Source organism: Stenotrophomonas sp. VV52 (assembly GCF_002893095.1).
Taxonomy (GTDB): Bacteria; Pseudomonadota; Gammaproteobacteria; order Xanthomonadales; family Xanthomonadaceae; genus Stenotrophomonas; species Stenotrophomonas aracearum.
Window position 1 is genome coordinate 95,610 of the sequence record NZ_KZ622864.1, and the last position, 16,631, is coordinate 112,240.

Annotated in this window: 13 protein-coding genes; 8 read left to right on the plus strand and 5 right to left on the minus strand. The window is 66.6% G+C overall.

Annotation, left to right across the window (positions count from 1 at the left end; translation table 11 throughout):
• Nucleotides 1–149 precede the first annotated feature (149 nt).
• The 3 genes from C2U58_RS00425 (at nt 150) to C2U58_RS00435 (ending at nt 6,742) form a co-directional block, all read left to right on the plus strand.
• A complete protein-coding gene (locus C2U58_RS00425; RefSeq protein WP_102944080.1) occupies nt 150–3,575 on the plus strand; it encodes an autotransporter outer membrane beta-barrel domain-containing protein in 3,426 nt (1,141 codons plus the stop codon).
• 102 nt (nt 3,576–3,677) lie between these two features.
• Nucleotides 3,678–5,333: an acetolactate synthase large subunit gene (locus C2U58_RS00430; protein ID WP_102944081.1), complete on the plus strand. Its 1,656-nt coding sequence runs from the start codon at nt 3,678–3,680 to the stop codon at nt 5,331–5,333.
• A gap of 26 nt (nt 5,334–5,359) precedes the next feature.
• Nucleotides 5,360–6,742, plus strand: a complete 1,383-nt coding sequence (locus tag C2U58_RS00435) for an aldehyde dehydrogenase family protein (protein WP_102944082.1) — start codon at nt 5,360–5,362, stop codon at nt 6,740–6,742.
• 2 nt (nt 6,743–6,744) lie between these two features.
• Here the strand turns inward: C2U58_RS00435 and C2U58_RS00440 are convergent, their stop codons facing one another.
• Nucleotides 6,745–7,749 carry a LacI family DNA-binding transcriptional regulator gene (locus tag C2U58_RS00440; protein WP_102944083.1) on the minus strand — a complete coding sequence of 335 codons (1,005 nt, stop codon included), beginning with the start codon at nt 7,747–7,749 and terminating at the stop codon, nt 6,745–6,747.
• A 95-nt stretch (nt 7,750–7,844) separates the two neighbouring features.
• On the opposite strand from C2U58_RS00440, the gene C2U58_RS00445 reads away from it, so the two are divergent.
• Genes C2U58_RS00445 through C2U58_RS00465 form a run of 5 tightly spaced genes read left to right on the plus strand, consistent with a single transcriptional unit; the run spans nt 7,845 to nt 12,468 of the window.
• Nucleotides 7,845–8,897: a sugar phosphate isomerase/epimerase family protein gene (locus tag C2U58_RS00445; RefSeq protein WP_102944084.1), complete on the plus strand. Its 1,053-nt coding sequence runs from the start codon at nt 7,845–7,847 to the stop codon at nt 8,895–8,897.
• A 27-nt stretch (nt 8,898–8,924) separates the two neighbouring features.
• On the plus strand, nt 8,925–10,142 hold the full coding sequence (locus C2U58_RS00450) for a nucleoside permease (protein WP_102944085.1): 1,218 nt from the start codon (nt 8,925–8,927) through the stop codon (nt 10,140–10,142).
• Nucleotides 10,143–10,154: 12 nt separating this feature from the next.
• On the plus strand, nt 10,155–11,279 hold the full coding sequence (locus tag C2U58_RS00455; RefSeq protein ID WP_102944086.1) for a Gfo/Idh/MocA family oxidoreductase: 1,125 nt from the start codon (nt 10,155–10,157) through the stop codon (nt 11,277–11,279).
• 19 nt (nt 11,280–11,298) lie between these two features.
• Entirely contained in the window at nt 11,299–12,153 is an 855-nt protein-coding gene (locus tag C2U58_RS00460) for a sugar phosphate isomerase/epimerase (RefSeq protein ID WP_102944087.1), read from the plus strand.
• A gap of 18 nt (nt 12,154–12,171) precedes the next feature.
• Nucleotides 12,172–12,468 carry a cytochrome c gene (locus tag C2U58_RS00465; RefSeq protein WP_172448030.1) on the plus strand — a complete coding sequence of 99 codons (297 nt, stop codon included), beginning with the start codon at nt 12,172–12,174 and terminating at the stop codon, nt 12,466–12,468.
• Nucleotides 12,469–12,494: 26 nt separating this feature from the next.
• On the opposite strand, the gene C2U58_RS00470 is transcribed toward C2U58_RS00465, so the two are convergent.
• The 4 genes from C2U58_RS00470 to C2U58_RS00485 are packed head-to-tail and all read right to left on the minus strand — an operon-like array spanning nt 12,495 to nt 16,440.
• The gene (locus C2U58_RS00470) at nt 12,495–13,238 is read right to left on the minus strand and encodes a DUF1080 domain-containing protein (protein ID WP_172448031.1); all 744 of its coding nucleotides are present in this window, start codon (nt 13,236–13,238) and stop codon (nt 12,495–12,497) included.
• Nucleotides 13,239–13,255: 17 nt separating this feature from the next.
• The gene (locus C2U58_RS00475; protein ID WP_102944090.1) at nt 13,256–13,828 is read right to left on the minus strand and encodes a gluconate 2-dehydrogenase subunit 3 family protein; all 573 of its coding nucleotides are present in this window, start codon (nt 13,826–13,828) and stop codon (nt 13,256–13,258) included.
• A complete protein-coding gene (locus tag C2U58_RS00480; RefSeq protein ID WP_102944091.1) occupies nt 13,828–15,513 on the minus strand; it encodes a GMC family oxidoreductase in 1,686 nt (561 codons plus the stop codon). Before C2U58_RS00480 ends, C2U58_RS00475 begins: the two co-directional genes overlap by 1 nt.
• A 30-nt stretch (nt 15,514–15,543) precedes the next feature.
• Nucleotides 15,544–16,440: a TIM barrel protein gene (locus C2U58_RS00485; RefSeq protein ID WP_102944092.1), complete on the minus strand. Its 897-nt coding sequence runs from the start codon at nt 16,438–16,440 to the stop codon at nt 15,544–15,546.
• Nucleotides 16,441–16,631: the final 191 nt, after the last annotated feature.

The window sequence follows — 16,631 nt, forward strand, 5'->3', positions numbered from 1 at the left end:
CGCGCAACTGCGCGCAGACGCGATGGCTGCCGTTCAGCCGGAAACCGTCGCCGCTGACGCAGTAGAAGTACCGAGAGATCAACGGTGCTTTTGCGGAGGCCCGTGGCAGCCGCGCGCGGGACCATGGAACCCTGCAAAGGAGTGCCGCCATGAACCTGATTCGACACGCCCTCGCCACCAGCATCGCGCTCGCACTCGGCCAAGCCTGCCTGGTAGAAGAATGCGCCGCGCAGGCCACTGTGGGGCCCGGCGCCCGCACCACGACGCTCACTGCCACCACGGGCACCACCACGGTCGTGGGCAACACCACCATCGACACCAGCGCCGGCGCCACCGATGGCGTACTCGCCAACGGGGGCGATGTGGTGCTGGACATGCAGGCCGGCGCATCGCCCGGTGCGATTGTCGTGCGCACCGGCAACGGTCGTGGCCTGCACGCTACCAACGGCACGATCACCGCGCAGAATGGCTTGAACGTGTTCACCAACCGCGGCGCCGCCCTGTTCGCTGACGACGGCAGCATCATCGTCAACGGTGGCAACATCGGCACCACCAACGGGCGCCTGGCCGGCGTCACGGCGGGAAGCGTGCGCATTGCCAACACCAGTTACAACGATCCGCTGCTGGCACCAGGCGGTGGCGATGGCGTAGGCGTCGAAGGAACCGGTCGTGCCGAGATTGCCGGTGGAAACCGTCTGTTCGTGGGAGGCGCTACCAACCGGGTCGGGTTGGGTGTGCAGGGTCCCGCCGCCAGCATCGCAGTCAGCGGCGCGCTGCCGATCACGTTCCAGAACAATGGCGCACTCGGCATCTACCTGTATGGCGGCGGTCAACTGCAGGCCAGCGCGCCCATCGCGCTCACCTTCACGGGCACCAGTTCGGTCGGGCTCACCGTGGACGGCGGCGCCAACGCCGCGCCGTTGTCGGACCTGAGCATGAACTTCGCTTCGACCGCGACCACCAGCTCATCCGGCACTGCCGTGGTTGCCACCAACGGTGGATCGGCCAGCCTGAACCACCTGGTGGTCAGTGGACCCGGTGTGGGGCTTGGGGCCTGGGTGCGCAGCGGGTCGGCGCTGACACTGACCGGCGGCAGCCAGGTCACAGTCTCCTCGAACAACAACGGGCAGTCCTACGCATTTTCGCCGGGCCCGACCTCGTCGATGGCCACGACCACGATTTTCGGAAGCGTATCGGGTGCCTCGCAGCGCGCGGGTGCGTTGGTGCAGGGTGGCACCCTCAACAGTACCGGCACGACCTGGAGCAATCCCACCGCCAACGGCTACGGGCTGTACGCCGGTTACAACGGCAGCGTGCCAAGCACGATCACCCTGAGCGGCGACACCGTCACCACCACGGGCACGCGCGGCACCACCCTGCAGACCTACAACAACGCGCAGGTCGCGGCGACCAACAGTACGCTGCGCAACGACAACGGCCTGGTTGCGATCTACCAGTGGAGCTACAACGGCGGCGCCGGCCAGGTTACCCGCGACAACACCATCGCACTGGTCAACAGCACCGTCACCACCACCGGCAGCGCCTACGGCCTGTATTCAAACAACGCCTCGGGCGGTTTCGCGCATGCAGTGAGCCTGCAGGGGGGCAGCCTGGCCAGCGACCGCTGGGCGATCATCGCCGAAGGCCCGCTGCTGTTCAGCGCCAGCGACGGCGCGCGCGTCGCCGGCGTGCAGGGCCTGCTGTCGGCCGAGGGCAGCAGCGGGCCGGCACTGCCCACCCTGGTGCAACTCAATGCCGACCGCAGCGTCCTGCAAGGGCTGGCAGAAGCGGATTCAGCCAGCCAAGCCAACATCGCGCTGGCCAACCAGTCGCAGTGGACCGGCGCCGCGTGGAACATCACCAACGTCGGCGTGGATGCCACCAGCAGCTGGGACATTCCGGAAACGTCCACCGTCTCGCAGCTTGTCACCAACAACGGGCGCATCGCGTTCACGCCGATGACCGGTGATGTCTACAAGCGTCTGTACACCGGCAGCTACATGGGTGGCAGTGGCAGCGTGTTTGCACTCAACACCTACCTGGGCGAAGACGATTCACCGACCGACCAGCTGATACTGGAGGGCGGCAGCGCCAGCGGCCAGAGCCTGCTGGAATTCACCAACACCGGCGGCCCCGGCGCGCTGACCCGCGGCGACGGCATCCGCGTGGTGGTGGCCCTGGACGGTGCCACCACCGCGCCGGCTGCGTTCACCCAGGCAGTGGCCATGCTGGCCGGCCCCTACAACTACCGGCTCTATCGGGGCGGCGACACGCCCGGCACCGGCGAAGACTGGTTCCTGCGCTCCGCGCTGGACTGCAGCGACCCGTCGGCGCCCTCCCCGCCATGCCCCGCCCCCACGCCGACGCCGCCTGACCCGGTACCGCCGACACCCGATCCCCCCACCCCGGTGCCGCCACCGCCCGAGCCTGAGCCGCCGGCACCGCCACCGCCGGACCCGGCCCCCGATCCCATCCCGGATCCGGAACCACCGCCGATCCCGGTACCCCCTGCCCCGGAACCCACGCCGCCCACGCCACCGGACCCGCCCGAGCCCGGTCCGGCGCCCGTGCCCGACTATCGCGCAGAGGTCTCGCTATACACCGCGCTGCCGGCGATCGCGCTGCGCTATGGCTGGGCGACGCTGGGCAACCTGCACGAGCGCGTGGGCGAGCAGGAGCAGGTGCGCGCACGCGCCGACCTGCGCGGCGACGATTACTTCAATGGCGCCTGGGTGCGCGTAATTGGCGAGAACGGCGACGCCGAAGGCCGCCGCCGCGGTGTGTATGAAGGCGCGCCCCGCTACGACTACGACATCCTGGCCATCCAGGCCGGCACCGACGCGTACGCGGTCGAGCGTGAGAATGGGCTGCGCGACCATGCCGGCTTCTACCTGGGCCAGGGCCGCATGCGCAGCGACGTGATCCACTACGACGGCAACCTCGCCGGGCGCAACGAAGTGCGCGCCACCTCGCTCGGCCTGTACTGGACGCGTTACTGGGAGGAGGGCCAGTACCTGGATGCCGTCTGGCAGGGCAGTTGGGGCAAGGGAAAGTCGCGTTCGTCCAACGGCCTGCTGCTGGACCGCGACACCTTCGGCTGGGGTGTCTCGCTTGAGGGCGGCTACCCGTTCCGCCAGGACAGCAATGACACCCGGGTGTTCGAACCCCAGGCACAGGTGATCTACCAGCGCATCGACAAGGACAGCAACGCTGACCCCGCCGCGCTGATCCGCTTCGACGACATGGACTCGCTGGCCGCGCGGCTGGGTCTGCGATGGGCCGACACATGGACGCTGGCGCCGACCGACAACGGCATCCGGCGCCTGTTCAGTGGCTGGTTGCGGCTGAATGTCTGGCATGAATTCCGCGGCCAGCCGGTTACCGAATTCTCCTCCGCGGAAGGCTACGTGCCATTCAAGGCCGACCTGCAGGGCACCTGGTGGCAGCTGAATGCAGGAATGACCTGGCAGCTGGGCGCGTCCACCAGTACCTATGCGAACGTGGGTTACCAGAAGAGCTTCAACCGGACCTTCGACGCATGGGATGCGAAGGTCGGGATGCGATGGAACTGGTGATTGCGGCTGCACCGGGCGTGCGTGAAGGGATGCGGTAGTGCGTGCCTGCTAGCATCGAAGTGGCTTGCAGTGTGTACGACTCCATCCATGAGGAACCGAACGATGCGCAACGGTGCTGCCCTGTTGGTTGAAGCGCTTGAGAATGAAGGTGTCGATCGGATCTTCGGCGTCCCCGGCGAGGAAAACCTCGACTTCCTCGAAGCGCTGCGAACCTCGCGGATCGAACTGGTGCTGACCCGGCATGAGCAGGCTGCCGCGTTCATGGCCGCCACGCATGGACGACTCACCGGTCGGCCGGGTGTCTGCCTTGCCACGCTCGGCCCCGGCGCACTGAACTTTTCGACCGGTGCCGCCTATGCCCATCTCGGCGCCATGCCGATGATCCTCATCACCGGCCAGAAGGCAGTGATGAGCGCCAAGCAGGCACGCTTCCAGATCGTGGACATCGTTGCTTCGATGAAGCCGTTGACCAAGATGACGCGGCAGATCGTCAATGCGGAGGCGATCCCCAGCATGGTGCGTGATGCGTTCCGCGTCGCCATGGAAGACCGGCCCGGGCCGGTCCATCTGGAGCTGCCGGAAGACATCGCCGGCGAAGAGGTAAAGGACGTCGCCGTCGTTCCGGTGCATCCGCTGGAACGCCCGCTCGCCCACCCCGCCGCGCTCGAACGGGCGGCCGCGGCGCTGCTGGCTGCAAAGCGTCCACTGGTGATGATCGGTGCTGCCTGCAGCCGACCGCATCTGGCTGACGCGCTGTCCAGCTTCGTGGCCCGCACCCGCCTGCCCTTCTTCAATACGCAGATGGGCAAGGGTGCCGTCACCGGTGGCTCGAACCTGTACATGGGCACTGCCGCGCTCTCCGAAGGCGACTATGTGCACGAAGCCATTGCACGCGCGGACGTGATCCTGGCGATCGGCCACGACACGATCGAGAAGCCGCCATTCCTGATGAAGGACGCCGGCGGCCCCAAGGTCATCCACCTCAGCTTCCAGTCGGCGACGGTCGAACAGGTGTACCACCCTGACATCGAAGTGATCGGTGATGTCGGCAGCGCAGTGGAGGCGCTGGCCGCGCAGTTGGAGGGCAAACTGTCGCCCGACGAGGGGATGACCGAGCTGCGCCAGAAGATTCTCACCCGTCTCAACGACCGCGCCGAGGAGGACCGCTTTCCGGTCACCCCGCAGCGCCTGGTGCACGACGTGCGTGAGGTGATGCCCGACGATGGCATCGTGTGCCTGGACAACGGCATGTACAAGATCTGGTTCGCGCGCAACTACCGCACCCACGTGGCCAATACGCTGCTGCTGGACAACGCCCTGGCCACCATGGGCGCCGGCCTGCCCTCTGCGATGATGGCGTCGATGCTGTACCCGCAGCGCCGTGTCATGGCGGTATGCGGGGACGGCGGCTTCATGATGAACTCGCAGGAAATGGAAACCGCCGTGCGACTGGGACTGAACCTGGTTGTGGTGATCCTCAATGACAGCGCCTACGGCATGATCCGCTGGAAGCAGGCGGTCGATGGGTTCGAGGATTTCGGCATGCGTTTTGGCAATCCCGATTTCGTGCGCTATGCCGAGGCCTATGGTGCGAAGGGCTCACGGGTGAGCGCGGTCGCCGAGCTTGTGCCTACCATTGAAGCCGCCTTCGCCGGTGGCGGCGTGCATCTGATCGACGTGCCCATCGACTATTCCGAAAATACCCGCGTACTGGTCGACGAGCTGCGCAACCGCACGCCCGACGTTGAATGCCGGTAGGCCAAACCGTTTCGAGGAGCTCCACCATGTTGAAGGTCGTACAGGCGTTTGACCGCGCGCAGATCGCAGAAGTCGCTACCGACGATGCTGCAGCGCTGGAGCACAAGCTTCAGGCCGCCGCCCGCGTCTTCAAGGACCGCGACGGCTGGTTGCCGCCCCATCAGCGCATCGCCATCCTTCGCCGCCTGGCCGCGTTGATGGACGCAAGGCGCGATCACCTTGCCCTGCAGATCGCGCGCGAAGGCGGCAAGCCGCTGCCCGATGCCATCGTGGAAACCACCCGCGCCATCGACGGCGTGCACAACGCCGCCGACGAGCTTCGCAACTTTGCAGGCCGCGAAATCCCCATGGGCCTCTCGGCCGCGGCGGAGAACCGGTGGGCGTTCACCACCAGGGAGCCGATCGGCATTGTCGCCGCCATCTCGGCATTCAATCATCCGCTTAACCTGATCGTGCACCAGGTGGCGCCGGCGATTGCGGTGGGCTGCCCGGTCATCATCAAACCCGCCAGTGCCACGCCCCTGTCCTGCCTGGAGTTCGTCGCACTTGCGCACGAGGCGGGCCTGCCCGAACCGTGGTGCCAGACCTTCCTGCCCGACGGCAACGAACTGGCCGAAGCGCTGGCGACGGACAAGCGCGTGGCCTTCCTCAGCTTCATCGGCTCGGCACGGGTCGGCTGGTCGTTGCATGCCAAGCTTGCCCATGGCGCACGCTCGGCGCTGGAGCACGGGGGCGTGGCCCCGGCCATCGTCGACCGCAGCGCCGACCTGGACAAGATCATCGAGCCCGTCGTGAAGGGAGGCTACTACCATGCCGGGCAGGTCTGCGTGTCCACGCAGCGCATCTTCGTGCACAACGCCATCGCCGATGACTTCACCGAGCGGCTGATCGCCCGCGTGGAAAAGCTGCGCACCGCCGATCCCACGTTGAAGGACACCGAAGTGGGCCCGCTGATCCAGCCCCGCGAAGTAGATCGGGTTGCGGAGTGGGTAGATGAAGCGGTCAAGGGTGGCGCGACGCTGGCGACCGGCGGCGAACGCCTTTCAGAGACGACGTACCAGCCCACGGTACTTCTCGATCCCGCCGCCGACGCACGCATTTCCACATTGGAAGTCTTTGGTCCGGTAGTAGCGGTATACCGTTACGCCGACCTGGACGATGCCATCGCGCGCGCCAACGCCCTGCCCGTTGCATTCCAGGCCAGCATCTTCGCGCAGGACATCGACATCGCGATGCGCGCCGCCAACCGCCTGGATGCTTCGGCGGTGATGATCAACGACCCCACCGCGTTCCGTACCGACTGGATGCCGTTCGCCGGCCGCCGCGAGTCCGGCTACGGCACCGGCGGCATTCCGTACACCATGCGCGACATGACCCAGGAAAAGATGATCCTGATGCGGAGGAGCTGACGTCAGCCCTTCGACACCCCGGTAGATCCCCGCACCATCAAACTGAATTCCAGCGTCTGCTGCAGCGGCACGTCCACCCCTTCGATGATGGCCAGCAGCAGCTTGACCGCGCGCACGCCAATCTCCCGCATCGGCTGCCGGATGGTCGTCAACGGCGGCGACAGATAGCTGGATGATGCCAGATCGTCGAAGCCGACAATCGAGAGATCTTCCGGCACGCGCACGCTCCGCTCCCGGCACGCCGCCAGCGCCCCCAGTGCCATCTGGTCGCTGAAGCAGAAGATCGCGGTGGGCGCGCTTGCCCCGTCAAGCAGCGCATGTGCAGCGCCATGGCCGGATTCCACCGAGAAATCGCCCGGCACCACGCTCAAGCTGCGCAGGCGGCCACGCGCCTTGCCGGCGCTTCGGACGCCCTCAAGCCGCTGTTGATGCAGCGGGTTGTCCGGCGGCCCACCCACGACCGCGATCCGTTCGTGCCCCAGCCGATACAGGTGCTCCATGACCGCGCGCGCGGCAGCCGCGTTGTCGATGTGCACACTGGGAATGCCCAGTGCGGGGTCGAACTCGCAGCCATTGACCACCGGCGCAGCGACGCCCTGCTGCTGCACGATCTCGCGCGCGGTCGGCGGCAGGCGATGGCCCAGCACGATCAGGCCGTCGGCCTCGTTGCGGCGGAGCATCTGCGCGTAACGCTCCTCGCGCTCGGGAAGGTGCTGGGTGTCGCCCAGCAGCACGGCGTAGCCCACCGCCTGCGCCGCGTCCTCGGCGCCCTGCAGGATCTGCGCGAAGAACGGATTGGCGATGTCCGGCACGGTCACCAGCAGCTTGCCGCTGCGCTGGGTCTTGAGCGTGCGCGCCACGGTGTTGGGCACATAGCCCAGCGCGAGGGCCGCCTGCTCGATGCGCGTGCGCGTGGCCGGCAGCACCTTGTCCGGCCGCGAGAGCGCCCGCGACACGGTGCCGGCGGAGACGCCCACGTGTTTTGCAATGTCGTAGATGGTGGCCATGGCGTCAGGTGTGATTGCCGCTGTGCAGTGCACAACGGGATTTGCGGAAGTCCCTGCTAGGGTAATGCAATCGATTGCATCGCGGGCGAATCCCATTGAAGACGCTCAAGGGTCCGGCGCTGTTCCTGGCGCAGTTCATCAGCGACACACCTCCGTTTGATCGGCTGGACACGCTGGCCGGCTGGGCGGCCGGCCTGGGCTATTCTGGCGTACAGGTGCCGACCGGCGCGCCGCATCTGTTCGACCTGGCCGAAGCTGCGCGCAGCCAGGACTACTGCGACGACCTCGCCGGCATGCTGGCCGGACACGGCCTGCAGATCACCGAGCTGTCCACCCACCTGCAGGGGCAGCTGGTCGCCGTGCATCCCGCCTACGACAGCCTGTTCGACGGCTTTGCGCCTGCGGACAAGCGCGGCGATCCCGCCGCCCGCCAGGCCTGGGCGGTGGACCAGCTGCTGCTCGCGGCCACGGCCAGCCAGCGCCTCGGGTTGACCGCGCATGCCACGTTCTCCGGCGCGCTGGCCTGGCCGTACTTCTACCCGTGGCCGCAGCGCCCACCGGGACTGGTGGAGGAAGCGTTCGCCGAACTCGGCCGACGCTGGCGCCCCATCCTCGACGCGTTCGACGCCTGCGGCGTGGACCTGTGCTTCGAGATCCACCCGGGCGAGGACCTGCACGACGGTGCGACCTTCGAGCGCTTCCTTGAGGTGGTCGACCACCATCCCCGCGCGAAGATGCTGTACGACCCCAGCCACCTGCTGCTGCAGCAGATCGACTACCTCGGCTTCATCGACCGCTACCACCCGCGCATCGGCATCTTCCACGTCAAGGACGCCGAGTTCCGCCCGAGCGACCGCAGCGGCGTGTATGGCGGCTACCAGGACTGGATCGACCGCCCCGGCCGCTTCCGTTCGCTCGGCGACGGCCAGATCGACTTCAAGGCGATCTTCTCGAAGTTCGCGCAGTACGACTTCCCCGGCTGGGCGGTGGTGGAGTGGGAGTGCTGCCTGAAGCATCCGGAAGATGGCGCCCGCGAAGGTGCCGCCTTCGTGCGCGACCACATCATCCGCGTCACCGAACGCGCCTTCGACGACTTCGCCGAGGGCGGCACCGATCCCCACTCACTGCGCCGCATGCTCGGAATCTGAGCCATTACCGCCCCGGGAGGGCACGTCATGAAGCACACCATGTCGCGTTTGGGCGCGATGATGTTTCTGCAGTTCTTCATCTGGGGCGCCTGGTTCGTCACCCTGGGTACGTACCTGGTGCAGGGTCCGCTCAAGGCCAGCGCCAGCCAGGTCGCGACCGCCTTCCTCAGCCAGTCGATCGGCGCCATCGTCGCGCCGTTCCTGGTCGGCCTGGTCGCCGACCGCTACTTTGCCGCGCAGCGCATCCTCGCGGTGCTGCATCTGCTCGGCGCAGTGCTGATGTGGCTGGCCTCCACCGCAACGGATTTCAACACGTTCTTCGCCTGCGTGATGGGCTACATGCTGCTGTTCATGCCCACGCTGGCGCTGGCCAACAGCGTGGCGATGCGGCACATGCAGTCGCCTGAGAAGCAGTTCCCTCCGGTGCGGGTGGCCGGCAGCATCGGCTGGATCGTGGCGGGGGTGCTGATCGGCTGGCTGGGCTGGGAACAGGCGCATCGGTTGGAGCTGACCTTCCAGATGGCGGCGATGGCGTCGCTGGCACTCGGCCTGTACGCCTTCACCCTGCCGCATACGCCGCCGCTGGCACAGCAGCGTGATGCCGGCCTCGGGAAGGTCCTGGGACTGGATTCGCTGAAGCTGCTGAAGTCGCGCTCGTACCTGGTGTTCTTCCTCGCCTCCATCGCCATCTGCATCCCGCTGGCGTTCTACTACAACTTCACCAACCCCTACCTCAACGACCTCGGCGTACGCGGCGCGGCCGGCCTGCAGTCGCTGGGCCAGGTGTCTGAAGTCCTGCTGATGCTGGCCATGCCGTTCCTGTTCGTGCGGCTGGGGGTCAAGACCATGCTGGCGGTCGGGATGGCCGCGTGGGTGGTGCGCTATGTGATGTTCGCCTTCGGCGACGCCGGCGGCAGCTTCTCGCTGCTGGTGATCGGCATCGTGCTGCACGGCATCTGCTACGACTTCTTCTTCGTCACCGGCCAGATCTACACCGACGCGCATGCCGGCCCGGACGCACGCAGCAGCGCGCAGGGCTTCATCACGTTGGCCACCTATGGCGTGGGCATGCTGATCGGCACGTTCCTGTCCGGCGCGGTGGTCGAGCACTACACCACGGCGGCCGGTCCGGACTGGCAGCAGATCTGGCTGTTCCCCGCCGGCGTTGCGCTGGTGGTGCTGATCGCCTTCCTGGCGCTGTTCCGCGACCGCCCGGCGGTGGCGGCCTCGCCCGCCACGAACTGAGGACCGTCTCCGATGCCCAAGCTTGGAATCGCCATCGTCGGCACCGGCATGATCGGCGCGGTGCACCACCGCGCGGCCCTGCTCGCGGGTGCAGAGGTCCGCGGCGTCGCCGCTTCGTCGCCGGAGCGCGCCACCGAGGTGGCGCGTGCGTGGAATCTGCCGCGTGGCTACCGCGATATCGACGAGGTGGTCGCCGACCCGCAGGTGCAGGTCGTGCACGTCTGCACCCCCAACCACCTGCACCGCGCCATGGCGCAGGCGGCGCTGGAAGCCGGCAAGCACGTGATCTGCGAGAAGCCGCTGGCAACGACACTGGAAGATGCCCAGGTATTGGCGGCGTTGGCCGCCTCCACCGGGAGCGTGGCCACTGTCCCGTTCGTCTACCGCTACCACCCGGTGGTCCGCGAGGCGCGCGCACGGGTCGCGCAGGGCGAGCTGGGGCCGCTGCACCTGATCCATGGCAGCTACCTTCAGGACTGGCTGCTGGACCCGGCCAGCAACAACTGGCGCGTGGACCCGGCACTGGGCGGCACCTCGCGCGTGTTCGCCGACATCGGCTCGCACTGGTGCGACCTGGTGGAATGGGTGAGCGGTGAGCGCTTCGTCGACGTCAGCGCAGCGTTTGCCACCGTGATCGGCGAGCGCGGCGCGGGCGGTGGACAGAGCTTCACCACGCCGGCCGCCGGCGGCGCGATGCAGGCGGTCTCCAGCGAGGACGTGGCGGCGGCACTGTTCAAGACCGGCGCCGGAACGCTGGCCTCGTTGACGGTCAGCCAGGTCTCGGCGGGCCGCCACAATCGGCTCTGGTTCGAGATAGACGCAGCCAGCGCCAGCGTGGCCTTCAACCAGGAAGACGCCGAGCGGCTGTGGATCGGCCGACCCGACCAGCGCGAGGAGATCTTCGTGCGCGGCCCGGGCGCCGGCAGTGCCGAGCAGCGGCGACTCTCGGTGTTGCCGCCCGGGCATGCACAGGGCTACGGCCACTGCTTCGAGGCGTTCGTCGCCGACACGTATGCCGCCATCCACGGCGAACGTCCGGAGGGCCTGCCCACCTTTGAAGACGGCGCGCGCTCGGCGCTGGTCGTCGACCGCGTCATTGCCTCGGCCAGGTCCCGTGCCTGGACCGCCATCGATTGAATTCCCTGAGGACATCCGGATGAAGATTGCTGCACGCAGGACCGCCACGCTCGCGCTGCTGATGATGGTCGCCCTGCCCGCCTTCGCAGGCGACCCGGCCAGCCCGCAACCGCCCATCGCGGTGCAGATGTACACGCTGCGCAATGCCGGCTCACTCGACCAGCAGTTGAAGATCGTCCACGACGCGGGCGTGCACGCGGTGGAAACGGTGGGCACCCAGAACGTCAGCGCGGCGGAGCTCAAGCAACTGCTGGACCGCTACGCGATCAAGGCGATCTCTTCGCACGTGCAGCTGGCCGACCTGCGCAATGACCTGGACGCTGCCATTGCCTTCAACCGCGCGATCGGCAACACCGTGCTGGTGGTGCCGTACCTGGACCAGAAGGATCGCCCCACCGATGCCGCGGGCTGGACGGCCCTGGGCAAGGAACTGGGCCAGATCTCCAAGCGGGTGCGCGCACAGGGCATGCGCCTGGCCTACCACAACCACGACTTCGAGCTGGTCGACTTCAACGGCAGGACCGGCCTTGAACTGCTGTTCGCCGCCGCCGGCCCCGACCTGCAGACCGAGCTCGACCTGGCGTGGGTGCAGCGTTCAGGGCATGACCCGGTGGTGATGCTGGGCAAGTTCAAGGGCCGCCTGTTCGCCGTCCATGCCAAGGACAACGCACCGAAGGGCCAGGCCGAAGACGAAGGCGGCTTCGCCGCCGTCGGGCAGGGCGTGCTGGACTGGAACGCGATCCTGCCTGCAGCCGCGGCGGACGGCGTGCAGTGGTACATCGTCGAACACGACCAACCGCATGATCCGGCCAACGCCATCCAGGCCGGGGCCGATTACCTGCGTGCCCACCTGACGGCGCGTGCGCAGCGCTAGTACGCGAAGGAGTTCTGCTTGAAAACGATTCTGACCGTGGCTGTACTGATCTGTGGGTCGACGCTGGCCAGTGCCGCGTGGTGCGAAGACAATCCTGCGGCTGGCGCGAAGCTTTACGCCACCCACTGCGTCGCCTGCCACGGGGCGGAGCGCGCGGGCGTTCCGCCTACGTTCCCCGCGCTCACCGACGTCGGCAAGCGCCTGCAGCCTGCGCAGATCAAGGAAAGAATCACCAAGGGCGGCGGCCTGATGCCGCCATTTGCGCAGCTCTCGCCGCAGGAGATCAACGACATCGCCAGCTTCCTGGTCAAATAGGACGCCGGCGCCGGGGTGCGCGGGCCTTACAGCGCGCGCACCCAGATGTTGCGGTAGCTGACCTTGGAATCGTGCTCCTGCAGGTAGATCGGTGCGCAGTCATGGGGTGCGTACGAGGGTGCGCCGATGTACTCGGTCTTGCCCGACAGCACCGTGTCATCCTGCACCAGCACGCCGTTGTGCAGCACGGTGATGCGCGCGGGCGAGGTAAGTCCGCCCCCCGCCGAGAAGCGCGGCGCCTTCCAGATGATGTCGTAGGCCTGCCACTGCCCCGGCGCACGCGAGGCATTCACCAGCGGAATGGCCTGCTTGTACAGCGATGCCGCCTGCCCGTTCGGATAGGTCGGGTTGTTGTAACTGTCGAGCACCTGCAGCTCATACACCTCCTGCAGGAAGATGCCGCTATTGCCGCGGTGCTGGCCGTCGAAGCCCTTGGTCTGCGTGGGCGTGCGCCACTCCACGTGCAGCTGGATGTCGCAGAACTTCTGCGTTGTCCGGATCCCCTTGCTGCCCGGCACCACGGTCATCGCGCCGTCGGCAACGGTCCACGGCACGCGACCGCCCTGCTCCGACTCCCATGCGGAGGTGTCCTTGCCATCGAACAGCACGATCGCATCGGAAGGCGCACCGCCCACCGGCGCGGCCACGACAGCAGGCACGGGCGTCCACACTTCGGTCCTGGTTGGATCGCGTGCGGGGTCGCCGCTGGACTGCGCGAACGCAGGGGCAGCGGCCAGCAGGCAGGCCGCCATCAACAGGGGTCGGGTCATCGTGTCTTTGCACTCCATCAGCCGGTCGCCCAGGCGGGGGTTCCGGGGGCATAGGCCAGATCGCCGTCGTAGCGACCCGGTACCGCAACGTACTGCAGCACTTCGGTCGCGCCCACCTTCGAGGTGAAGAAACCGAAGATGGCCAGTTGCTTGATCATCGTGAAGTAATGCGGCGTCGGCTCGGACGCGTCCGCCTCACCGGTTGAGCTGACGTCGACATTGCGCTTCTTCGCCTCTGCATCCAACTCGCGCAGCAGCGCGGCGCGGGCGTCCGGCGCGAGCGAGACGAAGCGGCCGCCGGCGCGCTTGTCGATGTCCGCCAGGCCTGCATGGAACGCAGCCTGTTGGCGGTCCGTGTAGCAGTCGGCAACGAAGGTCGCCATGAATGCGCCGGTCCCCGCTTCCTTGGCACCCGGCGTCTTCGTGCGCGGCAGGATGGTCTCGGCGATTTCATCCAGCGTGGCGATGTCAGCCGCAGAGAACGAGGCGCTTCCCGCGCCCGGCGATTTCCCAGTGGCCAGCGCAGGCAGGCCCACCATCGCCGCGCCGGTGGCGGCGACGATCATCTTCAGGAGGTCGCGACGGTCCATTACAGGTTCCCCGCTTTCAGTTCGCGCACCGCATGGTCCGCTGCGCGCGCGGTCAGCGCCATGTAGGTCAGCGACGGATTCACGCAGGCACTGGAGGTCATGCAGGCGCCATCGGTCACGTAGACATTCGGCGCGTCCCAGACCTGGTTGTGCTGGTTCAGAACCGAGCTTTTGCGGTCACGGCCCATGCGGGCGGTGCCCATCTCGTGGATGCCCTTGCCCGGGGCGTAATCGTTGTCGTGCATCTCCACGTCCTTCACCCCGGCAGCCTCCAGCATCTCGGCGGCATCAGCGGCCATGTCCTTGCGCATGGCCTTCTCGTTCGCGCGCAGGGCGACGTCCATGGCCAGCACCGGCAGCCCCCACTTGTCCTTGCGTTCCGGGTCCAGCCGGATGGTGTTGTCATGGTGCGGCAGCATCTCGCCGAACCCGGTCATGCCGATCCGCCAGTCGCCCGGCAGGGTCAGCGCTTCCTTGAGGTCGGCACCGATGTTCAGCTCGGCGATCTCGCGCGACCAGCCGTTGCGACTGGCACCGCCCTGGTATCCGAAGCCACGCGTGTAGCCGCGCTTGTCGGCCGCCACGTTGCGGAAGCGCGGAATGTAGAAACCGCAGGGACGACGCCCGAAGTAATACTTGTCGTCGTAACCCTCTACGCGACCAGAAGCACCTGCGCCGAAGTGATGGTCCATTACGTTGTGCCCGAGCTCGCCGGACGACGATCCCAGCCCGCCTTCCCAGACGTCGGTGGCCGAGTTCATCAGCAGCCAGGTCGAGTTGAACGAGGAGGCGTTGAGGAAGATCACCTTCGCCGTGTACTCATAGGTCTGGCCGGTCTCGGCATCGATGACCTCCACGCCCCGTGCGCGCTTGCGGTCCTTGTCGTACAGCACTTCCTTGACGATCGAGAACGGCCGCAGGGTCAGGTTGCCGGTCTTCATCGCCGCCGGCAGCGTCGCCGACTGGGTGGAGAAGTAGGCGCCGAACGGACAGCCGAGGATGCACTTGTTGCGATACTGGCAGTTGACGCGGCCCTGCTCCGGCTTGGGCTGGGTGATGTTCGCGGTGCGCGAGTGGATCATGTGGCGGGTGCCGCCAAACGCCTGCTTGATCCGCGCCGCGACGTCCTTCTCGACGATGTTGAGCGGAATCGGCGGCAGGAACTCCCCGTCCGGCAGCACGTCCAGCCCTTCGCGCGTGCCGGCGATGCCGGCGAACTTCTCAACGTGGTCATACCACGGCGCGATGTCGGCATACCGGATCGGCCAGTCGGTGGCGATTCCCTCCTTGAGGTTGGCCTGGAAATCCAGGTCGGACAGGCGATAGCTCTGCCGCCCCCACATCAGCGAGCGGCCGCCCACGTGATAGCCACGGAACCAGTCGAAGCGTTTGGTCTCGACGTACGGCGATTCCTTCTCGTCGGCCCACATGCCCTCAAGGTTCTCCGCCAGGCCGTAATCGCGCATCAGCACCGGGAAATCCGCCTTCATCGCCTGGGTCGGTCGATTGCGATGCGGGAAGTCCCACGGTTCCTTCATCGCATTGACGTAGTCCTTGACGTGCTCGATGTTGCGCCCGCGTTCGAGCATCAGCACCTTGAGGCCTTTCTCGGTCAGTTCCTTTGCCGCCCAACCGCCACTGATTCCCGAGCCAACAACGATGGCGTCGTAATGATTGTCTGCCATGGGTTCTACTTCACCTTGGTGGATATCGTTTCAGACGTCGCAGAGGCGGATCGCCTCGCGCAGCGAACCGACGGGATCGGCGGACACAGGGCTGAATTCCTGCGCCAGATACCCATCGAAACCGGTGTCGCGGATCGCGCGACAGATGGCGGGATAATTGAGTTCCTGCTGGTCCCCGATCTCGTGTCGGCCAGGTACGCCCGCGGTGTGGTAATGCTTGAAATGCGCATGATGCCGACCGATGGTGGCGATGATGTCGCCCTCCATGATCTGCATGTGATAGATGTCGTAGAGCAGGCCGAAGTTGTCCGATCCGAGGCGCTGGCACAGTTCCACGCCCCATGCGGAGTGGTCGCACAGATAATCGGGATGATCGACCCGGGAGTTCAGCAGCTCCATCACCAGCACCACGCCGCGCTTCTCGGCATGGCCAAGGATGCGCTTGAGCCCGGCCTCGGCATGCGCCAGGCCTTCCTGCGGGTCCATGCCGTTGCGGTTGCCGGAGAAACAGATGAGGTTGCGGTAGCCGGCATCGGCAACCAGGTCGATCTGCCGCGTATAGCGCGTCACCAGCTCATCGTGGAACTGGCTGCCGGCAAAACCCTTGGTCAGCCCGAGTTCCGCGCCGTTGCACATGGAGCTGTACACCCCGTGCGTCTTCAACGTGGGCCAATCTTCCGGACCGACCAGATCGATGGCCGCGAAGCCGATGCCTTTTACGGTCTGGCAGAGCTGGGCGACCGACTGTTGCGGGAAGGTCCAACGGGCGACCGAATGCTTGATGTTGCCCTTGGGCGGCGACGCGGCGGCCAGCACCGGCAGCGCGCTCGAGGCGCCCAGACCCACGCTCCCGGCGACGGCAATGCGCAAAGCATCCCGTCGCGAAAATCGCGAACCTTGGATCGATCCAATCGAACGGTCGGACATTCGCACTCCGGCCTCCCAACCGGTATCAAACGCAACAATTCGGGGCAATGCAATCGATTGCACCATAAAGTAGCGAATCGATTTATTGCAAGTCGCACTGCACGAAAAATGCATGCTGCAGGGCACAACAATCGGAGCCTGCGGTTGATGCAATTAATTTGCAGGTGGCAAACGCGGGCCGACGGTAGTTG